This window comes from Staphylococcus arlettae (assembly GCF_002902345.1).
GTDB lineage: Bacteria > Bacillota > Bacilli > Staphylococcales > Staphylococcaceae > Staphylococcus > Staphylococcus arlettae.
The window spans coordinates 83,549-102,432 of the sequence record NZ_PPQB01000023.1 but is presented as its reverse complement, the minus strand read 5'-3'; the positions used below and the strand labels follow the sequence as shown (position 1 = coordinate 102,432).

At 32.2% G+C, this 18,884-nt stretch carries 19 protein-coding genes and 1 pseudogene; 7 read left to right on the top strand and 13 right to left on the bottom strand.

What is annotated here, in order from left to right; all coding sequences use genetic code 11:
- Positions 1–297 precede the first annotated feature (297 nt).
- Entirely contained in the window at positions 298–1,236 is a 939-nt protein-coding gene (locus CD036_RS11925) for a magnesium transporter CorA family protein (protein ID WP_002510076.1), read from the top strand.
- Between the two features lie 255 nt (positions 1,237–1,491).
- Here CD036_RS11925 and CD036_RS11920 read toward each other — a convergent pair whose 3' ends face one another.
- A complete protein-coding gene (locus tag CD036_RS11920; protein ID WP_103388758.1) occupies positions 1,492–2,931 on the bottom strand; it encodes a sucrose-specific PTS transporter subunit IIBC in 1,440 nt (479 codons plus the stop codon).
- A 249-nt stretch (positions 2,932–3,180) separates the two neighbouring features.
- Between CD036_RS11920 and CD036_RS11915 the strand changes: the two genes are divergently transcribed.
- Positions 3,181–3,522, top strand: coding sequence for a DUF4889 domain-containing protein (locus tag CD036_RS11915; RefSeq protein WP_002510074.1), 342 nt, complete (start codon positions 3,181–3,183; stop codon positions 3,520–3,522).
- Positions 3,523–3,612: 90 nt separating this feature from the next.
- Here CD036_RS11915 and CD036_RS11910 read toward each other — a convergent pair whose 3' ends face one another.
- Positions 3,613–3,966 carry a DUF3139 domain-containing protein gene (locus tag CD036_RS11910; protein ID WP_002510073.1) on the bottom strand — a complete coding sequence of 118 codons (354 nt, stop codon included), beginning with the start codon at positions 3,964–3,966 and terminating at the stop codon, positions 3,613–3,615.
- Positions 3,967–4,202: 236 nt separating this feature from the next.
- Here CD036_RS11910 and CD036_RS11905 point away from each other — a divergent pair, with 236 nt between their 5' ends.
- The gene (locus CD036_RS11905) at positions 4,203–4,643 is read left to right on the top strand and encodes a MarR family winged helix-turn-helix transcriptional regulator (protein ID WP_002510072.1); all 441 of its coding nucleotides are present in this window, start codon (positions 4,203–4,205) and stop codon (positions 4,641–4,643) included.
- A 230-nt stretch (positions 4,644–4,873) separates the two neighbouring features.
- Complete coding sequence (locus tag CD036_RS11900; RefSeq protein ID WP_103388757.1) at positions 4,874–5,302, top strand: Hsp20 family protein; 429 nt, start codon at positions 4,874–4,876, stop codon at positions 5,300–5,302.
- Between the two features lie 74 nt (positions 5,303–5,376).
- Here CD036_RS11900 and CD036_RS11895 read toward each other — a convergent pair whose 3' ends face one another.
- Positions 5,377–5,913: a GNAT family N-acetyltransferase gene (locus CD036_RS11895; protein ID WP_002510070.1), complete on the bottom strand. Its 537-nt coding sequence runs from the start codon at positions 5,911–5,913 to the stop codon at positions 5,377–5,379.
- A 132-nt stretch (positions 5,914–6,045) separates the two neighbouring features.
- Positions 6,046–6,873, bottom strand: a complete 828-nt coding sequence (locus CD036_RS11890) for a formate/nitrite transporter family protein (RefSeq protein ID WP_002510069.1) — start codon at positions 6,871–6,873, stop codon at positions 6,046–6,048.
- A 185-nt stretch (positions 6,874–7,058) separates the two neighbouring features.
- Between CD036_RS11890 and CD036_RS11885 the strand changes: the two genes are divergently transcribed.
- Positions 7,059–7,466 (top strand): Rrf2 family transcriptional regulator, encoded by a 408-nt coding sequence (locus CD036_RS11885; protein ID WP_002510068.1) that lies wholly within the window; start codon positions 7,059–7,061, stop codon positions 7,464–7,466.
- A 263-nt stretch (positions 7,467–7,729) separates the two neighbouring features.
- Here the strand turns inward: CD036_RS11885 and CD036_RS11880 are convergent, their stop codons facing one another.
- On the bottom strand, positions 7,730–8,431 hold the full coding sequence (locus tag CD036_RS11880) for a GntR family transcriptional regulator (protein WP_002510067.1): 702 nt from the start codon (positions 8,429–8,431) through the stop codon (positions 7,730–7,732).
- Positions 8,432–8,590: 159 nt separating this feature from the next.
- Here CD036_RS11880 and CD036_RS11875 point away from each other — a divergent pair, with 159 nt between their 5' ends.
- Positions 8,591–10,492, top strand: coding sequence for a beta-glucoside-specific PTS transporter subunit IIABC (locus CD036_RS11875; RefSeq protein ID WP_103388756.1), 1,902 nt, complete (start codon positions 8,591–8,593; stop codon positions 10,490–10,492).
- A 19-nt stretch (positions 10,493–10,511) separates the two neighbouring features.
- A complete protein-coding gene (locus CD036_RS11870; RefSeq protein ID WP_103388755.1) occupies positions 10,512–11,951 on the top strand; it encodes a 6-phospho-beta-glucosidase in 1,440 nt (479 codons plus the stop codon).
- 356 nt (positions 11,952–12,307) lie between these two features.
- On the opposite strand, the gene CD036_RS11865 is transcribed toward CD036_RS11870, so the two are convergent.
- From CD036_RS11865 to CD036_RS11830, 8 genes and pseudogenes are all read right to left on the bottom strand, one after another.
- On the bottom strand, positions 12,308–12,781 hold the full coding sequence (locus tag CD036_RS11865; RefSeq protein WP_002510065.1) for an SRPBCC domain-containing protein: 474 nt from the start codon (positions 12,779–12,781) through the stop codon (positions 12,308–12,310).
- Positions 12,782–13,381 carry a helix-hairpin-helix domain-containing protein gene (locus CD036_RS11860; RefSeq protein WP_103388754.1) on the bottom strand — a complete coding sequence of 200 codons (600 nt, stop codon included), beginning with the start codon at positions 13,379–13,381 and terminating at the stop codon, positions 12,782–12,784. It abuts the gene before it with no gap.
- A gap of 138 nt (positions 13,382–13,519) precedes the next feature.
- Positions 13,520–14,035 (bottom strand): YceI family protein, encoded by a 516-nt coding sequence (locus tag CD036_RS11855; RefSeq protein ID WP_002510063.1) that lies wholly within the window; start codon positions 14,033–14,035, stop codon positions 13,520–13,522.
- Positions 14,036–14,544: 509 nt separating this feature from the next.
- Positions 14,545–15,507, bottom strand: a pseudogene (locus CD036_RS11850) (metal ABC transporter solute-binding protein, Zn/Mn family); the annotation flags it as partial.
- 182 nt (positions 15,508–15,689) lie between these two features.
- Positions 15,690–16,307 carry a DsbA family protein gene (locus tag CD036_RS11845; protein WP_002510060.1) on the bottom strand — a complete coding sequence of 206 codons (618 nt, stop codon included), beginning with the start codon at positions 16,305–16,307 and terminating at the stop codon, positions 15,690–15,692.
- Positions 16,308–16,334: 27 nt separating this feature from the next.
- On the bottom strand, positions 16,335–16,703 hold the full coding sequence (locus CD036_RS11840) for a cystatin-like fold lipoprotein (protein WP_002510059.1): 369 nt from the start codon (positions 16,701–16,703) through the stop codon (positions 16,335–16,337).
- 91 nt (positions 16,704–16,794) lie between these two features.
- Entirely contained in the window at positions 16,795–17,142 is a 348-nt protein-coding gene (locus CD036_RS11835) for an ASCH domain-containing protein (RefSeq protein WP_002510058.1), read from the bottom strand.
- 220 nt (positions 17,143–17,362) lie between these two features.
- The gene (locus CD036_RS11830) at positions 17,363–18,793 is read right to left on the bottom strand and encodes an MDR family MFS transporter (protein ID WP_103388753.1); all 1,431 of its coding nucleotides are present in this window, start codon (positions 18,791–18,793) and stop codon (positions 17,363–17,365) included.
- Positions 18,794–18,884 lie beyond the last annotated feature (91 nt).

Below are 18,884 nucleotides of genomic sequence, written 5' to 3'. Positions count from 1 at the left end.
CATATAATTTGTAAATCACGTTAATTATATCTAATGTTTTTTAAGCCAATGTAAATTTTAAGTTAATTTTTTAGAAGTAATAACAAAATATTAACGTAATATGATTACAAATTATCATAATAGTCTCATAATTTAAAATAAATATCAGCTGCATATATGCTATTGTTGAGCACTTTCATTGCCTATAACATTGATAGCGATTGCATTTAGCACAATATATCGTATAAAATCTTGTCACTTTATTAGTTATTCGCTAATATAAATAAGTATTAAAAATTGAAAGGAAGTATCTAGGTCATGATAAATGCATACAAACACGACAGTTCACAAGCAATTACTCGCTCAGCTTTAGACACTTCTACATCATGGATTAACGTGATTGACCCAGAACGCGAAGAAATTGAATTATTAATGTCACAATTTCATATTCCTGAGGATTTTATACGCGACCCTTTAGATTCAGAAGAAAGTGCTCGTATTGAATATGATGAAGATAGTGGCTATTCACTGATCATTATTGATTTACCTATAGTTAACAATAAAAATTTAAAAGTACTATCATTTATAACCATACCTTTAGGCATCATTATTGGTAATAAAAAAATATTAACTGTGTGTAGTGAAGAAATAGAATTTCTCGATAATTTTTCACGCCAACCTATTAATTTAAACTTCCATAGTCGTTTTGCTTTAAATATCTTGCTAACAATTGCCAATCATTATAATAGAAATTTACGTTTGTTAAACAAAACACGTTTAAGAATTGAGCGTGAACTAAAAAACAATGTGACAAATAAACAACTTTATAATCTAATGGAAGTAGAAAAAAGTTTAGTGTACTTTTTAGCTGCTTTAAAAGGTAATGATAATATTATTAAAAAGTTATTTCGTTTACCTGCAATTAAGCGATTTGAAGCTGACGAAGAATTATTAGAAGATTTAATTATAGAAAATAAACAAGCAGTAGAAACCACAGAATTGTACACTAATATTTTAGAAAGTATTACAACTTCATATGCATCTCTATTATCTAATGAAATGAATAATACAATGAAAACTTTAACATTATTCACTGTATTTTTAACTTTGCCTACGTTAGTCTTTAGCTTTTTTGGCATGAATGTACCCTTACCGATTGATGACCATAGTTATATCTCTTGGATCATCGTCATTGGACTTTCACTCATTTTAGTATCTATTGTAGGGGCATTTCTATGGAGAAAACAAAAACTCTGATGCTGTAAGACCTTGTTTTTAGGTTATTTATAATACTCAACCTTTTAGACTGTCGACAAAATTTTCAATTTTGTTGGCAGTTTTTTTATACACGCTTTCGGCGAGTGCTATTCTCGCAGGAGTCGGCATAAAACACCTTATTTTGGATCTTTAGTAAAAACTATACACGTCGTTTTCATAATGTAATAAATAACCACTTCGCATTAGTGTGCGAAGGGGTTATTTATGTTCTGACTGAAGGCTTTTTAACACTCATTAATTTTGTTGGCGGTATGTTTTGCGGAATGACAATAAAACAGTAATGATAAAGGTCACGCTAAATGCAATAAGCATACCAATAAAGTAATGTAACCATCCAGCATTGAGACCATTGATTGAAATAAAACCTGGTAAGCCAGCTGTGCCTAATGCTACAGCTTTAACTTTAAAGAATGAAACATACGCCGCTGCTACGCCTGAACCTACAATCGCACCGATAAAAGGATACTTCAATTTTAAGTTTACTCCAAACAGTGCTGGTTCTGTAATACCTAACAATGCTGAAATGCCAGACGCAGATGCTACACCTTTTAACTTCTTATTTTGTTTAATCACGCAGAACGCTGCTAAGGCAGCTGCACCTTGTGCGATATTTGACATCGTTGCTATAGGAAAAATAAAAGAACCACCTGTTGATGCGCTGTCAGCTATTAATTGGGTCTCTATCGCTATAAAACTATGATGCATTCCAGTAATGACGATTGGTGCATACAATAGACCAAATATCAAACCACCTATTGCACCTCCAAATTCGTATAACCACGTTAAGCCATCAGATAGCCAATAGCCTAAAGTACGTGTAATTGGGCCTACGAATAAAAACGTTAGAAACGCAGTCACAAATATCGAAACTAGAGGCGTTACTAAATTATCTAATGCTGTGGGCATAAATTTACGAAGACTAAGCTCTAATTTAGCTAAAATATATGACGCAACTAAAATAGGTAATACCTGTCCTTGATATCCTACTTGATTGATATCCAACCCAAATAGTTGCCATTGTGGTATTTCTTTATTTTGCTCTAATGCTTTAGGATAATCATATGCGCTCATTAATTCTGGATGCACTAGTATCATACCTAATGCTGCACCAAGAAAGGCATTGCCACCAAATCGCTTGGCCGCGCTAAAACCAATTAAAATTGGCAATAGTGTAAATGGCGCATTAGCAAAAATATTAATCATTTCTGCCAACCCAGCAAATTGCTGATGTATTTCTATAATAGATTGATTCTCATAAAATAAACCGGGTGCCGTCAATATATTATTAATACCCATCAATAAGCCGCCCGCTACAATAGCTGGAATAATGGGTACGAAAATATCTGATAACATTTTCACAAATTGTTGTAGTGGATTCATTCGTTTCGTCCCTTGAGATTTTACCTCTGAAGTCGTCGAAGCTTCTTTACCGGTAAGTTTTTCAAGTTCACTAAACACTTTGTTAACAATCCCTGAACCTAATATGATTTGATATTGTCCACCAGTCATAAAAGTTCCTTTGACATGTTCTATCTCAGCTAATTGATTCTCATCAATCTGCTCTGTATCTTTTAATACCAATCTAAGTCTAGTAGCACAATGTGCCATCGTATCGATATTATCATTTCCACCTATAGCGGTTAAAATTTCTTCTGCAATCTTTTTATTGTTCATATTAATAAACCTCCACAGTAAAATAGAACCGGTTCCAAAACACATAAACAATTGTAACCGGTTCCAACTAAAATCGCAAACTTTTTTTTAATTATTTCCTACTCCAACCTACTTTTAGTAATTTTTTGTAAATTACGTCCATTTTGTTACAGATTCAACATTTTCTATATTTATAGTTAATATTTAATTGCTTTCTACCTATATTTTAGTTATAAAAGAATTAGATGATTAAAAGGAGCAATGATTACAATGAATAAAAAAGTATTCAGTATTGGCTTAATTGCCGTAATGCTAATTGTCAGTGTTGTACTCATAATTATTATGATGACTTCAGGTGAAAAAGAAACTTATTTTGGCTATATGAAAAATAGTAACACTGCTGACAAAGTAATTAACGAAAAAGATCATAAAATCGAAGAAAATGTTAAGCTACCTGCAAAAGATGGATTTTCTCCAAAAGAAGGAGATTTTGTAAGATTAGTAAAATCCTCTAAATCAGATGAATATACTAAAATGCAAGTAGTTAGCCATGATGATGTACCTCACGGATTAATGATGAAAATACATGACATGGACGAAATGAAACATTAATCGAATGCTTCACTACTGTTCAAAAAAATAGCGCGCCCATTTAATTCAACTTAAATGGACGCGCTATTTTATGACACTAAATATTAAATATTATTGTGGTTTATATTTATCATCAAACTCATTATACTTTGCCTTTTTAATATTTTTCTTCGTTTCAGTATCAAAACCTTGAACTACTATGCCTTTAAAAGTACTAATAGGTTGAACCACATATGTGATTGACGGATTATCTTTAAACTTCACTTCTTTATAATATAATCCTTTTTGCCCACTGTATTTTGTTTTTTCCTCTTTTATTTTATCTGTTAAATTATGCTCTGCTAAATATTTATCTACTAATTCTATATTTTTATGTCCTTGATACATTCGCATTCCAATAAATAAAGCAGCAGCTACTATAAACGATACAATTAAAATAACAATTACTTTCAAAACCGTTTTCATTACTAATCTCCTTTGAATCTGCAATTTTTATCATGTTCTTTTTAGTATGACTTAAAATATTTATTTTAGAAAGACATACTCAAGATTTGTAACAAAATCTCCTTAATATTAACTATTTAACTAATAAATTTGCCTATATCTTCTTAGATTACTATATTTGTACCTTAGACAAGCGATTCTTTATTGACAAGACGCTTACTTCATACTATCGTTAAGTTTCAAAAGGGGTGACAAATATGACAAAAAAAGATAATTATTTGGAACGACAACTATGTTTCTTATTTTATGTATCTTCGAAAGAAATTATCAAAAAATATACATCATATTTAAAAGAGTATGACTTGACGTATACTGGGTATATTGTTTTACTCGCTATCGAAAGCGACGAAAAAATCAATATTAAATCACTAGGGGAACGTGTATTTCTTGATTCCGGTACATTAACACCTTTACTGAAAAAATTAGAAAAAAAAGGTTATGTCGACCGTATTCGTGAAACAAACGATGAAAGAAATTTACAAATTTCACTGACAGAGAAAGGCAAATCTATCCAAGAACCACTTTCAAAAATTTCCATGCAAGTATTTGGTGAGTTCGATATGGATTTAGATGAAGCAATCGAGCTAAAATCAACGCTTCAAAATTTCGTAAATAAGAACTTCTCAAAAGATCTGTAAATTCCATTAGTTGAGGTATCTAGAGTAAGTCTATGCAGAATTAGCCTTAAACTTTGCCTTTTGCTTGCCTTTTTACCTCTATTTAATTTACTTTACCTCTCCTTAGCGCATATATATGTACTAATATGTGTCTTTGCTTTCTTTTTCCACTTTTACCTTTTACAATATAGCTAGATGATACTTTAACTATTGCAACATATTATCCATTTTAATAAAGGGAGCGATATTGTATGGCATTTGAAAAAAAACCATTTAATAATGCTTTATTTGACGTTGATCCAGGTGAATTTTTTAAGGATTTTGGACGCCAAATATTTGAACAAACGCCACTAAAACGTGATATAAAAACTGACATAATTGAATTTGAAGATAAATACACTGTAGTAGCCGAATTACCAGGTTTCACTAAAGAAAGTATAACCTTACAATATGAGAACCAAGTACTTACTATTGTTGCTGATCAAGTAATTGTTAATGAGGCTGACAAAGGTACTGTTATTCATAAAGAACGTAATACACACAATTTACGTCGTCAATTCTCATTTGAACATATTGATAAAACTAAAATTGCAGCGACTTTTACTAACGGTTTACTATATGTAACATTACCGAAAAAAGTAGACACCGTTGATGATGCATCAACAATTGAAATTAACTAAATTAAACTAATAAAGGCTAATGTAATCGCATAATTACATTAGCCTTTATTATATACGTATCACAGTATAGTTAGTTAAAACGGTGGATGCCCTAAAACTGATTCATCAAAGCGTTCTGGTATTAACACTTTGCGCATAATTACGCCTAAATCACCGTCATCACTTTCATGTTCTGCATACACTTCATACCCTCGTTTTTTGTAAATATCCAATAACCATGGATGTTTGCGTGCAGAAGTCCCTAAAGTAACTGCAGGTGCTTTTAAAGTATCACGTAAATACGTCTCTTCCACATAGGTCAATAGTTTACTACCAATGCCTTGTCCATCATAACTAGGTTTCGTGGCAAACCACCATACAAATGGATACATAGAAATACGACTTTGTCCTTCCCATGGGTAACGCACTGTTATTGTAGAAATAATTTCACTATCATTTTCCAATACGAAAGTAGTACTATTAGTTAAATTTTTCTTAACTAATGCTAAATCAGCATTAACAGATGGCCAATCTATGCCTAATTCTCGTAATGGTGTAAATGCTTCATACATTAATTTTTGCAATGCTTCAGCATCAGCTTCTACTGCTATTCTAATATTATATTCAGACACAATAATACTCCTCCTTGTTCTCATTACTTAGCTGTAATATTCAAATCACCTGCATAAATAGTACATGCTCAACAAGAGTAGTACAATTAAAATGACTTGAGCAAGTCACAGCCCAAGTCATTTATAGTTATTTTATTTTTCTTTTGTGACCATACTATTTCTATCACCATTTAAGTACGCATAAACAAGACCGACAAAAATACCCCCACCAATATAGTTACCAATAAATGCATAGAATAAATTTTTAAGTACATCTAACCAACTCAATGCTTCTAAATTATAAAACACCATACCTGCATATAAACCAGCATTAAACACTACATGTTCATATCCCATGAACACAAATACAATTACGCCACAAGCAATAAAAAATGTTTTAGAAAGCCCATCCTTAAATTGTATCGATACATAGATACCTATGTTGATAAAGAAATTACAAAAAATAGCTTTTACTAATATTTCATACCAGGATGAGTCAACTGTTTTAAGTTGTACCATATCTGACAATGCTGTTATCATTTCAGGCGTCATTATTTGAGTGAATTTCATTAAACCAAATAAAATAAAACCACCCACAATATTAAAAGCAAAACACACCATAGCAATTACAACTATTTTGTTTAATGTTATTACTTTGTAATACCATCCAATAGTTAAGTACATAAAATTACTAGTTAACAACTCTGAGTGCGTTAGTACAATTAACACTAAAGCTAAACTAAAGGATATTGCACCTACTAAGCCTATTAATCCATCATTTGTTCCAGCAAATAACGTTTTCATAGCAAACATAAACACAGTAACTATAGCTAATAAAAAACCTGACATAATAGCTTTCAATATGTATCGTCCAGGTGTACGTTCGATCATTACTTGCTTCATTTGTACTTGATTTACTGCGTTTTCGACTGTAGCTTTTGACATAAACGTATCTTCCACAGACTTTGTATTTTTAATCATAGTAAATCCCCTTTAAAATTAATATTTTTTTAAAATTCAATTACATCATACTAAAATGTTCACTTATATGATAGAGGTGAATTTCGACACAAAGTATTAAAGATATTGAATTTACCTACTAAAGAGCGTAAACTTTACTTGTATCTAAAAATAACACAAGGAATATAAAGAAAGGGGCCTACACGATGAACACACAGTTTTCCGTAGCCATTCATATTTTAGTACTACTTGCAGCTGAAAAAGAACCTAGTTCTAGTCAGTATATCGCTTCAAGTGTTAACAGTAATGCTACGCTAGTGAGAAAAATTTGTCGCTATTTAAAAGATGGTCACTTTATAAAAAGTAGTCAAGGTGTGGCTGGCTATAGTTTAAATACCCCTGCCTCTGAAATTAATTTAGGCGCTGTCTATCAATATATATTCAACGCTGAGACACACTTTGCAAAAATTCATCAAGATACCAATCCTAACTGCCCAATAGGACATAATATTACGCACGTATTAGATGATATTTATCAAGAAGTAGATCAAGCTATCATTGATAAATTAAGTAACTACACTATTGCAAACATCCATCATCGTATAAGCAATTAAAACAACTTTTTATTTGTTATTCAAAGGTCCTTATTATTGAATAACAAAATATAACTTGTACCGATTTTGTAACTTGCTGACGCCCGGGGTAATAGTATGAGTGAGAGACTACAGGCTCGAACCAAACCCCAGGCAAGCATGCACGGTCAAAATCGAATATTTTAAATGCAGTCAGCTACTGCCAATTTGAAAAGAGTCTAGGACGAATCAATATTGTCCCAGCCTCTCCCTTATTTTAAACATAGAGCTTTATGTTCCAAACTTTATTTTAATGCTGGAATATAGAATAGCGCATTTTCATAATGATAAACCAGTTGTGAATAATCAAATGGCACTCCTGTAGTCGTATAAAATAATTGCTCATATCGTAAGCATGGTTCTCCAGCTTGTAATGATAGTTTTGGCGCTTCATTCTCTGTTAATTTATCTACTTTAAAATAAATATCTGAAAAGCCAATTTTCACTTTTAAGTGCTGCTCTAAATATTCAAATATAGAAGACTCTGCTATCCCTTCATTTAAATACAACACTACACTTTTGTTAAAATAAGATAACTCAGTACAAAACGTTTTATTATCTACATAAATAACTCTCTCAACTTTATAAATTGGTTCATCAGCCTCTAATTTCAACTGCTTTTGTACATGTTTACTAGGTGTTACCTCAGCTACTTCTTTCACTTCATAAGTCAATTGACGTCCAACTATTTCATCATGAAATCCACTAGCTGAAAATAAATTAACATAGCCATCTTTCTTTTTGTTTCTCACATATATTCCGCTACCCCTAGTTTGAAATATAATACCCTTTTTTTCCAAATTCTCTAAAGCTTTTATCACAGTGCTCTTACTCACACCATATATCTCTTTGAATTTTTCAACGTTAGGTAATTTATCTCCCGCTTCATAATGTTCTTTTTCTATATATTCATTTATTTCTTGAGCAATCATTTCGTATTTCAGCATACCTAGTCCTCACTTATATTATTATAATCTAATTTTAGCATGATATAACATAACATAACAGACAATCTAAATACACCCCTCTTTACAAATTGTACCGGTACAAATATAATAGGCTTATGTTATTTGAAAACGCTTTACTAAAAGAGAGGGGTAGTTTATGTGTCAGCTAAAAATGAAACATTAGCACAAAATATTTTAGAAGCTGTAGGTGGAGAAGAAAATATTATCAGTAGCACACACTGTGCAACACGATTACGTTTAGTCTTAAAACGCTCTCAACCTGATGCCAAAAAGAAAGTTGCTAATATCGATGGTGTAGTTACCGTTGTAGAAAACAATGGCCAATTTCAAGTTGTTATTGGCAATAATGTAGGAGATGTCTATAAAGCTTTCGAAAGTTTAATTCACTCCGAAGACACTAATGAGACAACGCAAGCGTCTAACGAATCAAAAGGAAGTATATTAAATAGAGTTATCGCTACTATGTCTGCAGTATTTGCACCATTTATTTACATTTTAGCAGCAGCAGGTATTTTGCAAGGACTACTTATAATAAGCAAAATGATCTACCCTCCAGTAGAACATACAGGTACTTTTGAAGTATTTAACTTTATTTCATGGGCACCTTTCACCTTTTTACCAATTTTTATAGCTATTACAGCGGCTAGACATTTTAATGTAAATTTATATATTGCTGTAGCATGTTCAGCTGCTTTAGTTAGCCCAGATTTAACAGCGATAATAGATAAAATTGGTTCAGGAGATACAGTTAAATTTCTAGGTATACCTTTATCAGAGACGAGTTATACAACATCTGTATTACCACCATTGTTTCTAGTATGGTTATTATCATATGTTGAAAAATTCCTAAATAAATATATTCATGATGTTGTAAAACCTTTATTCACACCATTCTTTAGCATTGTAATTATGGTACCTCTAACATTAATCGTTATCGGCCCTATTACTACATTGATTGCTCAAGGATTAGCTGGTGGCTTTAATACTTTAGTTGATGTTGCGCCATGGTTAGCCGGCACATTAATCGGTGGATTTTGGCAAGTTTTTGTTATTTTCGGGGTACATTGGGGTATCACACCTGTAATTTTATCCAATTTTGAACAATATAAAAGCGATGCCTTTCAAGCTTATCAGACGATTGCAGTTATATCTCAAATTGGTGCAGTTTTAGGAGTATTAATTAAAGTTAAAATTATCGATATCAAGCGTGTTGCTTCATCAGCAGCTATAACTGGTATCTTTGGAATTACAGAACCATCAATGTATGGTGTTAACTTACGCTTTAAAAAGCCCTTTATTATCGCCTGTGTCAGTGGTGCTATAGGTGCTTTTGTCGCAAGTTTCTTTAACCCTAAATATTATGCTTATGCTGGTTTACCAGGTCCTATTACTATCTTTAATGGCTTCAGCCCAGATAATCCTACGTCGATTTGGGGCATTATTATAGGGTCACTTATAGGTCTTTTATTACCTATAATTTTAATTCAATTTTTAGGTTATGGAGAAGATACGACTCAAACTGAGACTGATGAACCAAGTGCAAATAATACTACTGAGTCAACGGCAACAACAATGACACAAACAGAAAATAATTTAGTAACACCGATTAATGGACAAATTGTACCACTATCGGAAGTTGATGACCCAATTTTTGCTGAAGAAATGATGGGACAAGGAATTGCCATTAAACCAAGTGACACTACTGTGTATGCACCAAGTGATGGTGTAATTAGCATGGTAGCTCCAAGTAAACACGCAGTTGGTATTACTACTGCTGATGGCATAGAAATGTTAATACATGTCGGATTAGACACTGTAAAAATGGAAGGTCAAGGTTTCAAACTCTTAGTGGCTGAAAATGATACCGTAGCTAAAAATCAGCCAGTATTAGAATTTGATAAAAAGTTAATCGAGGATTCTGGTTATACTTCAATTGTGCCATTCATTATTACTAACTCAAGTGAATTCAATGAAATTATTCCGCAATATTATGAACAAGCTACACACAATGATACGGTGCTATCAATTATCAACAAATAATTTAAAGGAGAGTTTAGTTATGACAAAATTACCAAAAGACTTTTTATGGGGCGGCGCTTTAGCTGCCAATCAATTTGAAGGTGGCTATGACGCAGATGGCAAAGGATTAAGTGTGATTGATGTAATGACTGCAGGTGCTCATGGTACAGCAAGACAAATCACACAAGATGTAGAGCCTAATCAATATTACCCTAATCATATCGGTATAGATTTTTACAATCGCTATAAAGAGGATATTGCGTTATTTAATGAGATGGGATTAAAATGTTTACGAACTTCTATTGCTTGGTCAAGAATTTTTCCAAACGGCGATGAAAGTGAACCAAATGAAGCAGGTTTACAATTTTATGACAATGTGTTCGATGAATTATTAAAATACGGTATTGAACCAGTCATTACACTATCGCATTTTGAAATGCCATTACATTTAGCTAGAACTTATGGCGGTTTTAGAAGTAGAAAAGTTGCTGATTATTTTGCGAAATTCGCAGAAACGGTATTTACACGCTATAAAGATAAAGTTAAATATTGGATGACTTTTAATGAAATTAATAACCAAATGGATACTGATAATCCAATTTTCTTATGGACCAATTCAGGTGTGACAATTGAAGAAGGAGAAAACCCTGAAGAAGTTCTATATCAAGTAGCTCATAATGAATTGATTGCAAGTGCCAAAGCAGTAAAAATCGGCAAAGCAATTAATCCAGACTTTGAAATTGGTTTAATGATTTCCCATGTGGCAATTTATCCTTATTCTTGTAACCCTGAAGATATGATGGAATCTGTTAAAGCAAACCGTTTAAGATTCTTCTTCCCTGATGTACAAGTAAGAGGATATTACCCTGGTTACGCTAAGAAAATGTTCGCTAAAAAGAATTATAATATAGGTTGGCAAGATGGAGATGAGAAAATTCTTAAAGAAGGTACTGTGGACTATATTGGTTTCAGTTATTATATGTCAACGGTTGTCAAACATGATGCCGTACAATATACAGGTGAAAATGTAACCAATGGTGGTTTGCCAAACTCTGTCGACAATCCATATATCGAACAAAGTGATTGGGGATGGGCTATAGATCCAACAGGTTTGCGTTACACACTAAATATTTTATACGATCGCTATCAATTACCGCTGTTTATAGTCGAGAATGGCTTTGGAGCAGTTGATACTTTTGACGACAATGGAGAGATACATGATCCATATCGTATTGATTACTTAAAAGCTCATATTAAAGCATCAATTGATGCCGTACATGAAGATGGTGTTGATTTGATGGGTTATACACCTTGGGGCATTATCGATATTATCTCTTTTACTACTGGTGAAATGAAAAAACGCTATGGTCTAATCCATGTAGATAGAGATAATGCAGGTAATGGGTCATTACAGCGTACTAAAAAAGAATCATTTGAATGGTATAAAAATGTCATCGCAAGCAATGGTGAACAATTATAAATGGTGAAATCAGAAAACGTCAATTTCTATATCTGCTCAATAGAAATTGACGTTTATTTTTAGTCAGAGCTATTTATATCCCCGACTCTTTATGAATATTAACTTTATTTTTTAAGTTTTGAAAGTATGTGTAAGCCATACGCAAAAATACCATAACCTAAAATGTTCTGCATCAACCACTGTTTAAAATTAACTTTAACATTCTTTGACTGGCAGAGTATGTTAGGAATCAAAGTACTTAAAGTATATAGACCCAATACTTGTAAATATCGTTTATACAATTTATGCACCTCATTTCACTTATTTATTATAACTGAAATAGGTACTGCTGTTTGCTATTTAATTCACTTTCTTTATCATTTTGTGGCTAACAAACGTTCTAAATTATCAAAGGTACTATTCATTCCCTCTTCTACACCCATTTCTAATAACTGTTGTGCTGATTTGGCATCAGGCAATATAGATGTGGCAGTCAATTGAGATACCCCATTACCCATATCTTGAATGTTTATGTTATTGTGCATCCCTGCCATTGACTTATCAATTTCACCATCTGGCGTCGCAAAATAATCATAATAATCAATAATATTAGGTCTTGTTATTTCATTATAATGCGTTACCGTATAACTTGAGCCTTGGGGTGCATGAATAGCAAAAAATGCTGACCCTCCGTCACGAACATCGAATTCATATATTTCTAACGTCGTTCCTTCAGGATGAAACCATTGTTTAAACAACGTGGCATCTGTATACGCTTGAAAAATATGCTTGGGCTGAGCCTTAAAAGTTCGAGTGAATATAATTTGATTTTCTTTGATTTCAATTGTCATTTATAAATCTCCTTCTGGCATAATTACGTAAGACGTAACTGTTTTAATTTTTGCTGTCTTACTATGATTTTCAAACTCGATAAAATCAGCAAAATATGCTGGTTTACCTGCTTTATCAACTAGTGTACCGTGAATTGCTCCAGTTTTACCATGAGTTATATTGTGCTTCAATTCGATAGTAGAAAATTCCGATGGATGTGCAGACAACTCTTCATAAAACTTATCTTTCCCCTCAATGGTAAAATATCCAGGCACGTTCCACTGAAATGATGTGTTTAATAATTCATCTAAGCGTTGTTGATCAAGTGTCGCAGTGGCAATTAAATAATCTAAGAGCACTCGTCTTTTCGGTGCATTGTCACACTGTAAATCACCAATTAATTCAAACGGTAATTGTGGGTCCTTTGGTGCTGACGATTTAAAAGATAAGCTGTGGTTTGTTAAAGCCTCTTCTAATATTTGTATTGCCTTAGGACCTACACCGTGTAATTTCAATAAAGTTTGTTTATCATATTGCGCTATTTGTTCTAATGTAGTTATACCTTCATGCTTTAATGCATGAGTTGCTGGTTTGCCAATTTTAGGTAAAGGTTGACTCATTTGCTACCTCCTCAAATTTATACAAATTTGTATGTATATCATACCCGAAATGTTTTAAGTTAATTATTGATAACAATAAGGCCACACTCAATATATGGACAATTGAGTGTGGCCTTATTTATTATGAATATGTTTCTTTTATTCTTCTACTGCAAATTCTGCGCTGACTTCAAATTTAACTTCTTTACCAATCATTACGCCACCAGTTTCAAGTGCTTGGTTAAATGTCATACCATATTTTTCACGATCCACTTTACCTGTAACAACAACACCAACTGTTTGTGCACCGTTCATTGGGTTTTTACTTACACCTGGGAATTCAACATTAAAAGTTTCTTCGTGTGTTTGTCCTTTAATTGTTAAGTTACCAGTAATTTCATTGTTACTTACTGATGTCGTTTCGAATTTTATTTCAGGGTGATTTTCAATATCGAAGAAATCATTAGTACGTAAATGATTATCTCTATCTTCTACTCCTGTATCAATTGAATTAGCTTGAATTACAACTGATGCTTTTAATGAACTTAAATCATTTGTATCACCTTCAGCTTGAATATCGAAATCTTGGAAACGTCCTTTAATATTTGAGATTACTAAGTGTTTAATAGAAAATTCTACTGCAGAATGTGCTTTATCAAAATTTAATTTTGCCATGCTTTCTACCTCCAAATTTTGTGATATATTTAGTATACCAAATATAATAAATATATCAAGTAATAAACTCAAACTTCTTCTTTTCATCTTCCCATTAAGTTCTTTTACTAATCATTTTGCTAAAAAAATTATTATTTTCTTAACTATTTTTTCAACAAAAAATTTGTAGTTTCTCTGTATTAAACTGCCGACAAAACAGGGAGTAACCGAAATTTAACTTTATTAAATGGTTTGTATCATCCCATGCTAGAAGTGAAAACTTCATTTTAAAGCGCCTTTTCATTTCAGTTATCTCTGACAATGTGAAATTAATGTTGGCAATTTTTTTGCTCGCTTTCTGTGGGCACTGCCTTAGCCTGTAGTCCTCGGCTAGTGCTTTTCCCACCGGAGTCAGCCCAAATAACTGCAAATATAATGAGGCTGGGACAAATTAATTATGTCCCAGCCTTTCCCATGCAATAGATTGCGTCTGTTATTTATTACTTTTTGATTGTAAGGTATTAATAGCTTAGCGCTTTTTCAATATTTTTGATATTTTTGTTCATTAATTGTTGGTATGTCACCTTATTATCTTGTTCTTGTTGTTTATTTAGTGATTCCATATTATAAAACTTAACTGGCTTTGCATCTGTTTCTTTGCGAATAGTATCTGTAACTTTTGTAGAAACATTATCTTCATACAAAATGTATTTAACGTTCGCTTTGTTTATCGCTTTAACCATGTTTGTTAAATCTTTTTGTGATGGGTCTTCAGCACTCATATTTTGTACACCTTTTTGTTCAAAGCCGTAACGTTCTGCCAAGTAGCCCATTGATTCATGTGAAATATACAATGTTTTCCCTTGTTTATCTTTTGTCAATTTTGTTAGTTGTTGGTCTAATTGTTCAAGATCTGCTTGTAATTTTTTATAATTTTTTTCGTAAGTTTCTTTATGTGATGGATCTTTTTCTATTAATTGTTCTTTGATTGACTTAATAAATTGTTCATTTAACTTTGGATCTAACCACACATGTGGATCATACGTACCGTGTTGATGTTCTTCATGTTCATGTTTGTGATGATCATCATGCGATTCATGTGCTTCATGCTCATGTTGATCAGTTAATAGCTCTGACTTTTTCAAATCTTTTTGTAAGGATAACTTTTTATCATTATCTTTAATTGTCTTTGCTACTTTTTTAGCAACAGGGTCTAAGTCGTCCCCAGTATAAATAAATAAATCCGCTTTAGTTGCTTCCATTAAGTCTTTTTGTGTTGGTTCGTAACTATGTAAATCAGTCCCTGTTGGGTAAATTGATTTAACTTCTACATGTTTACCACCAATTTGTTCTGTGAACGATTTTAATGGAAAAACCGTTGTATTAATAGTAAGTTTTTCGCTTTTTTTATCAGTTGATGAAGCACTACTACAAGCAGCTAATACAATCATCAAAGCGCCTATCATTATAAGCATATATGTAATCTTTTTCATAATACCCTCCTGTAAACAGTAATCTTTACGATTTAATATTATATATCCCTACCGCCATAATTACAATAGTTTTTTAGTAATTGTTACGATTTATTTTTTCAATACAAAAAAGACTAATACACATAATAATGTATTAGCCAATTTTCGAATAAGTTGCGGGTTATTTGCTATTCACAATAAAGTTATTTTTTTGAGTACTTCTCAATGAGTTGTTTATAGTTTTTAAATTTATAAGGATCTTCGACTTTTTCACCACCAATAAAAACGGTTGGTGCAGTCTCAATGTGGCGCTCTTCACTTAGTTTTTTGTCTTTGTTGGCGGCTTGCCATGCTTTACTATTCTTTGTTTTATAACTTTTTTTGATTTGTTCTTTTTTGTTATTAGTAATATCCAATGTGTCTATTTGATTATCTACAACTTTTTCAGTAATCCAATTGTCCTCAGATTTAGGTTGCTGTGCATACATTGCTTTTTGAAAATCAGAATAATGTTTGGGTGCAATCAGTTGTACTGCATGCCCTGCACGTGAACCGATAATAGAATCACTACCTAAAAAAGCCATATTAATAAATTGGTAATCCACTAAACCTTTATCAATATATTGTTGTTCTATTTTAGGCATGATTTTCGTCTCTACTTTTTTACAATATGGGCACTTAAAGTCTCCATACACTATCATTTTCACCTTTCCATCTTTGGAATATTGGTCATCTTTGTGCACATCATCTTTATTACTACAGCCGACAACTATAAGCATAGCGACACTTATAAGTAGTAAAATACTTAGATATTTTTTCATAGTTCCTCCGTTATCTTGTTGTATTCACTAATTCAAATTCATATTTTCTTCTTTATAATCTGGTTCATGTGTTTCAGCATATCCTTTAGAATTAAAATCTGCTAAATATTGTGCTTTATCATTGTTCACACGGTACGTATAGTAATGTACTTCTGCATCTTTTTTTAGCGGTTTATATGCGATAGTAATATATTTCCCTTTATCATAGACATAAATATTTGCTTCTTTTTGATCAAATTTTTTATCAACATCACCATGTCGTTGTTCAGCTAAATCAGCCTGATATTCTTTTTGTGCTGATACTGCTTTATCAATTTTATCCGCATATTTCCCACTACTACACCCCGCTAACAATACACCGACAATAATAATTGATACTATCATTCGTTTTTTCATTTAGATCGCTCCTAAAAGTTCACTATTATTTAGTTATTGTTTGTTCATCTGTATCTCATAACCATAATTCGAATTAGCTATACCAATTACGCTACTTAATTAATCTAATACTAATCGCTAACACACCATGCTCTAACTCATCGCGTTGATTATATATTTGATATATCGCCGCTAATTTCTGTGAGAGCTGTGCATCTTCATCTGCACCTACCTCAATATTTGAATATTGATTGAATAGCGCTTGAAATGATGGAAATTCAACAGTTTCCATCACCTTAACCTTCAATGTTTCTTGTGGTTTATCTATATTAGTAAAAATAATAATATCATTACCAGTCACTTGTTGTCTTTTTTCATCATGTAACCGTACTTCGATCGTTTTTGTTTTTTGTTTAATTAATTGAAATGGTTTATCTTGTAATTGCATCCTGTGTTCCATAGCTTACCTCCAAATTACTTTTCTTCTGTTTATTTATGATACATACTCTTATCCTAATTAGTCTACATTATACTATTATTTTACAGTGCTTGAATAGTTGTTCCCTTTATTCTTTGTTAGCAATTTATTGTCTATATTAAAAACAGCTGAATTACTATACACCAAGTATAGAATCAGCTGTTTAAATACATAGTGCTACTATGTGTTAGTTATAATATTTTTATGCGTGTTTTTTGGACTTACCTTTCAAGAAAAAGACGCAAATCAAACTAATAATTGAAATTGACACCGCAAACCAAAAGGCAGCATGATAACCATTAAGTAAGGCATCATGTTGTATTTGTAAAGCCATTTCTTGTTTATTCATTCCTTGATAATCTGCCATATTCGGTTCAAACTTGTTAGCTATATGACTCATAATAGTAATCAGTCCAGCTGTACCAATAGAAGCTGAAATTTGTTGTACTGTATTAGTCATTGATGAACCGTGTGCATTCATTTCATGTGACAATTGATTCATAGTATGTGTCATTAATGGCATTAAACCTAAAGCAATACCAATCATACGAATACCGTATACAGTTGCTAATGCCGCTGTTGACGTTTCTCCATCCATAAAGACAAAGAATGACGTTGTAATAACTACTATTAACATACCAATGAAAGCTAAAATTTTTGCACCATATTTTTCATATAACATTCCAGAAATAATGGACATAATTGCCATAACAATTGCCCCTGGTAATAAAATCAAGCCAGATTGCAATGCACTTTCTTGCATAATATTTTGTACAAACATAGGCAATACCGTTTCAGATCCAATCATGGAAATCATTGTAAAGGCCATAATAATAATACCTACAGCAAATTGACTATTTTTAAATACCGAGAAATCTAATAATGGAGACTCTAGTTTTGTTTGTCTATAAACAAATAGTGCTACTAAAATTGCTCCACCAATTATCGTCGTCAAAACTATAGGGTCTTGAAATCCATCTCTAGAAATTGAACTTGTACCGTACAATAAACCACCAAAACCGAGCACTGACATAATAATCGATAAGACATCAATACGTGACTTGATATTTATCCCTACATTATGCACAAATTTTAACGCTGCTATAAACGTTAACGCTGCAATTGGAGCAACTACATGGAATAATGATCTCCAATCAAAATATTCTACTAGGTAACCGGACAATGTAGGACCTATTGCTGGTGCTAAACCAATAACTAACCCAAATGTCCCCATATACTTACCGCGTTCATGAGGTTCGAAGACATCTAAAATTGTCGTCATCATAAGTGGCATCATTATACCAGAACCCATAGCTTGTACAATTCTCGCAATTAATAGCACCGTAAAATTAGGACTAAATCCAGCTATAACTGTACCTATAAAGAAGATTGAAATTGCGACTAGAAATACTTGTCTCGTACTATATCTTTGAATAAACATCGCTGATAGAGGTATGACTACACCATTAGTTAATAGAAAGGCCGTAGTCAACCATTGTACTTGTGTGTACCCTATATCAAATGATTTCATAATACTTGGTAATGCTGTGGTTAATAATGTTTCATTTAACAAACCAAAGAAACCACCAAACAGCATTGTAATAATCATAATTAATTTATTTTTATGTGACATATTTATCTCCTCATCATTCATTCTATATGGATAAAATGTATTCTTTTATTTTTGACTGCAACGTCACATTATACATATATTTTTCTTGATT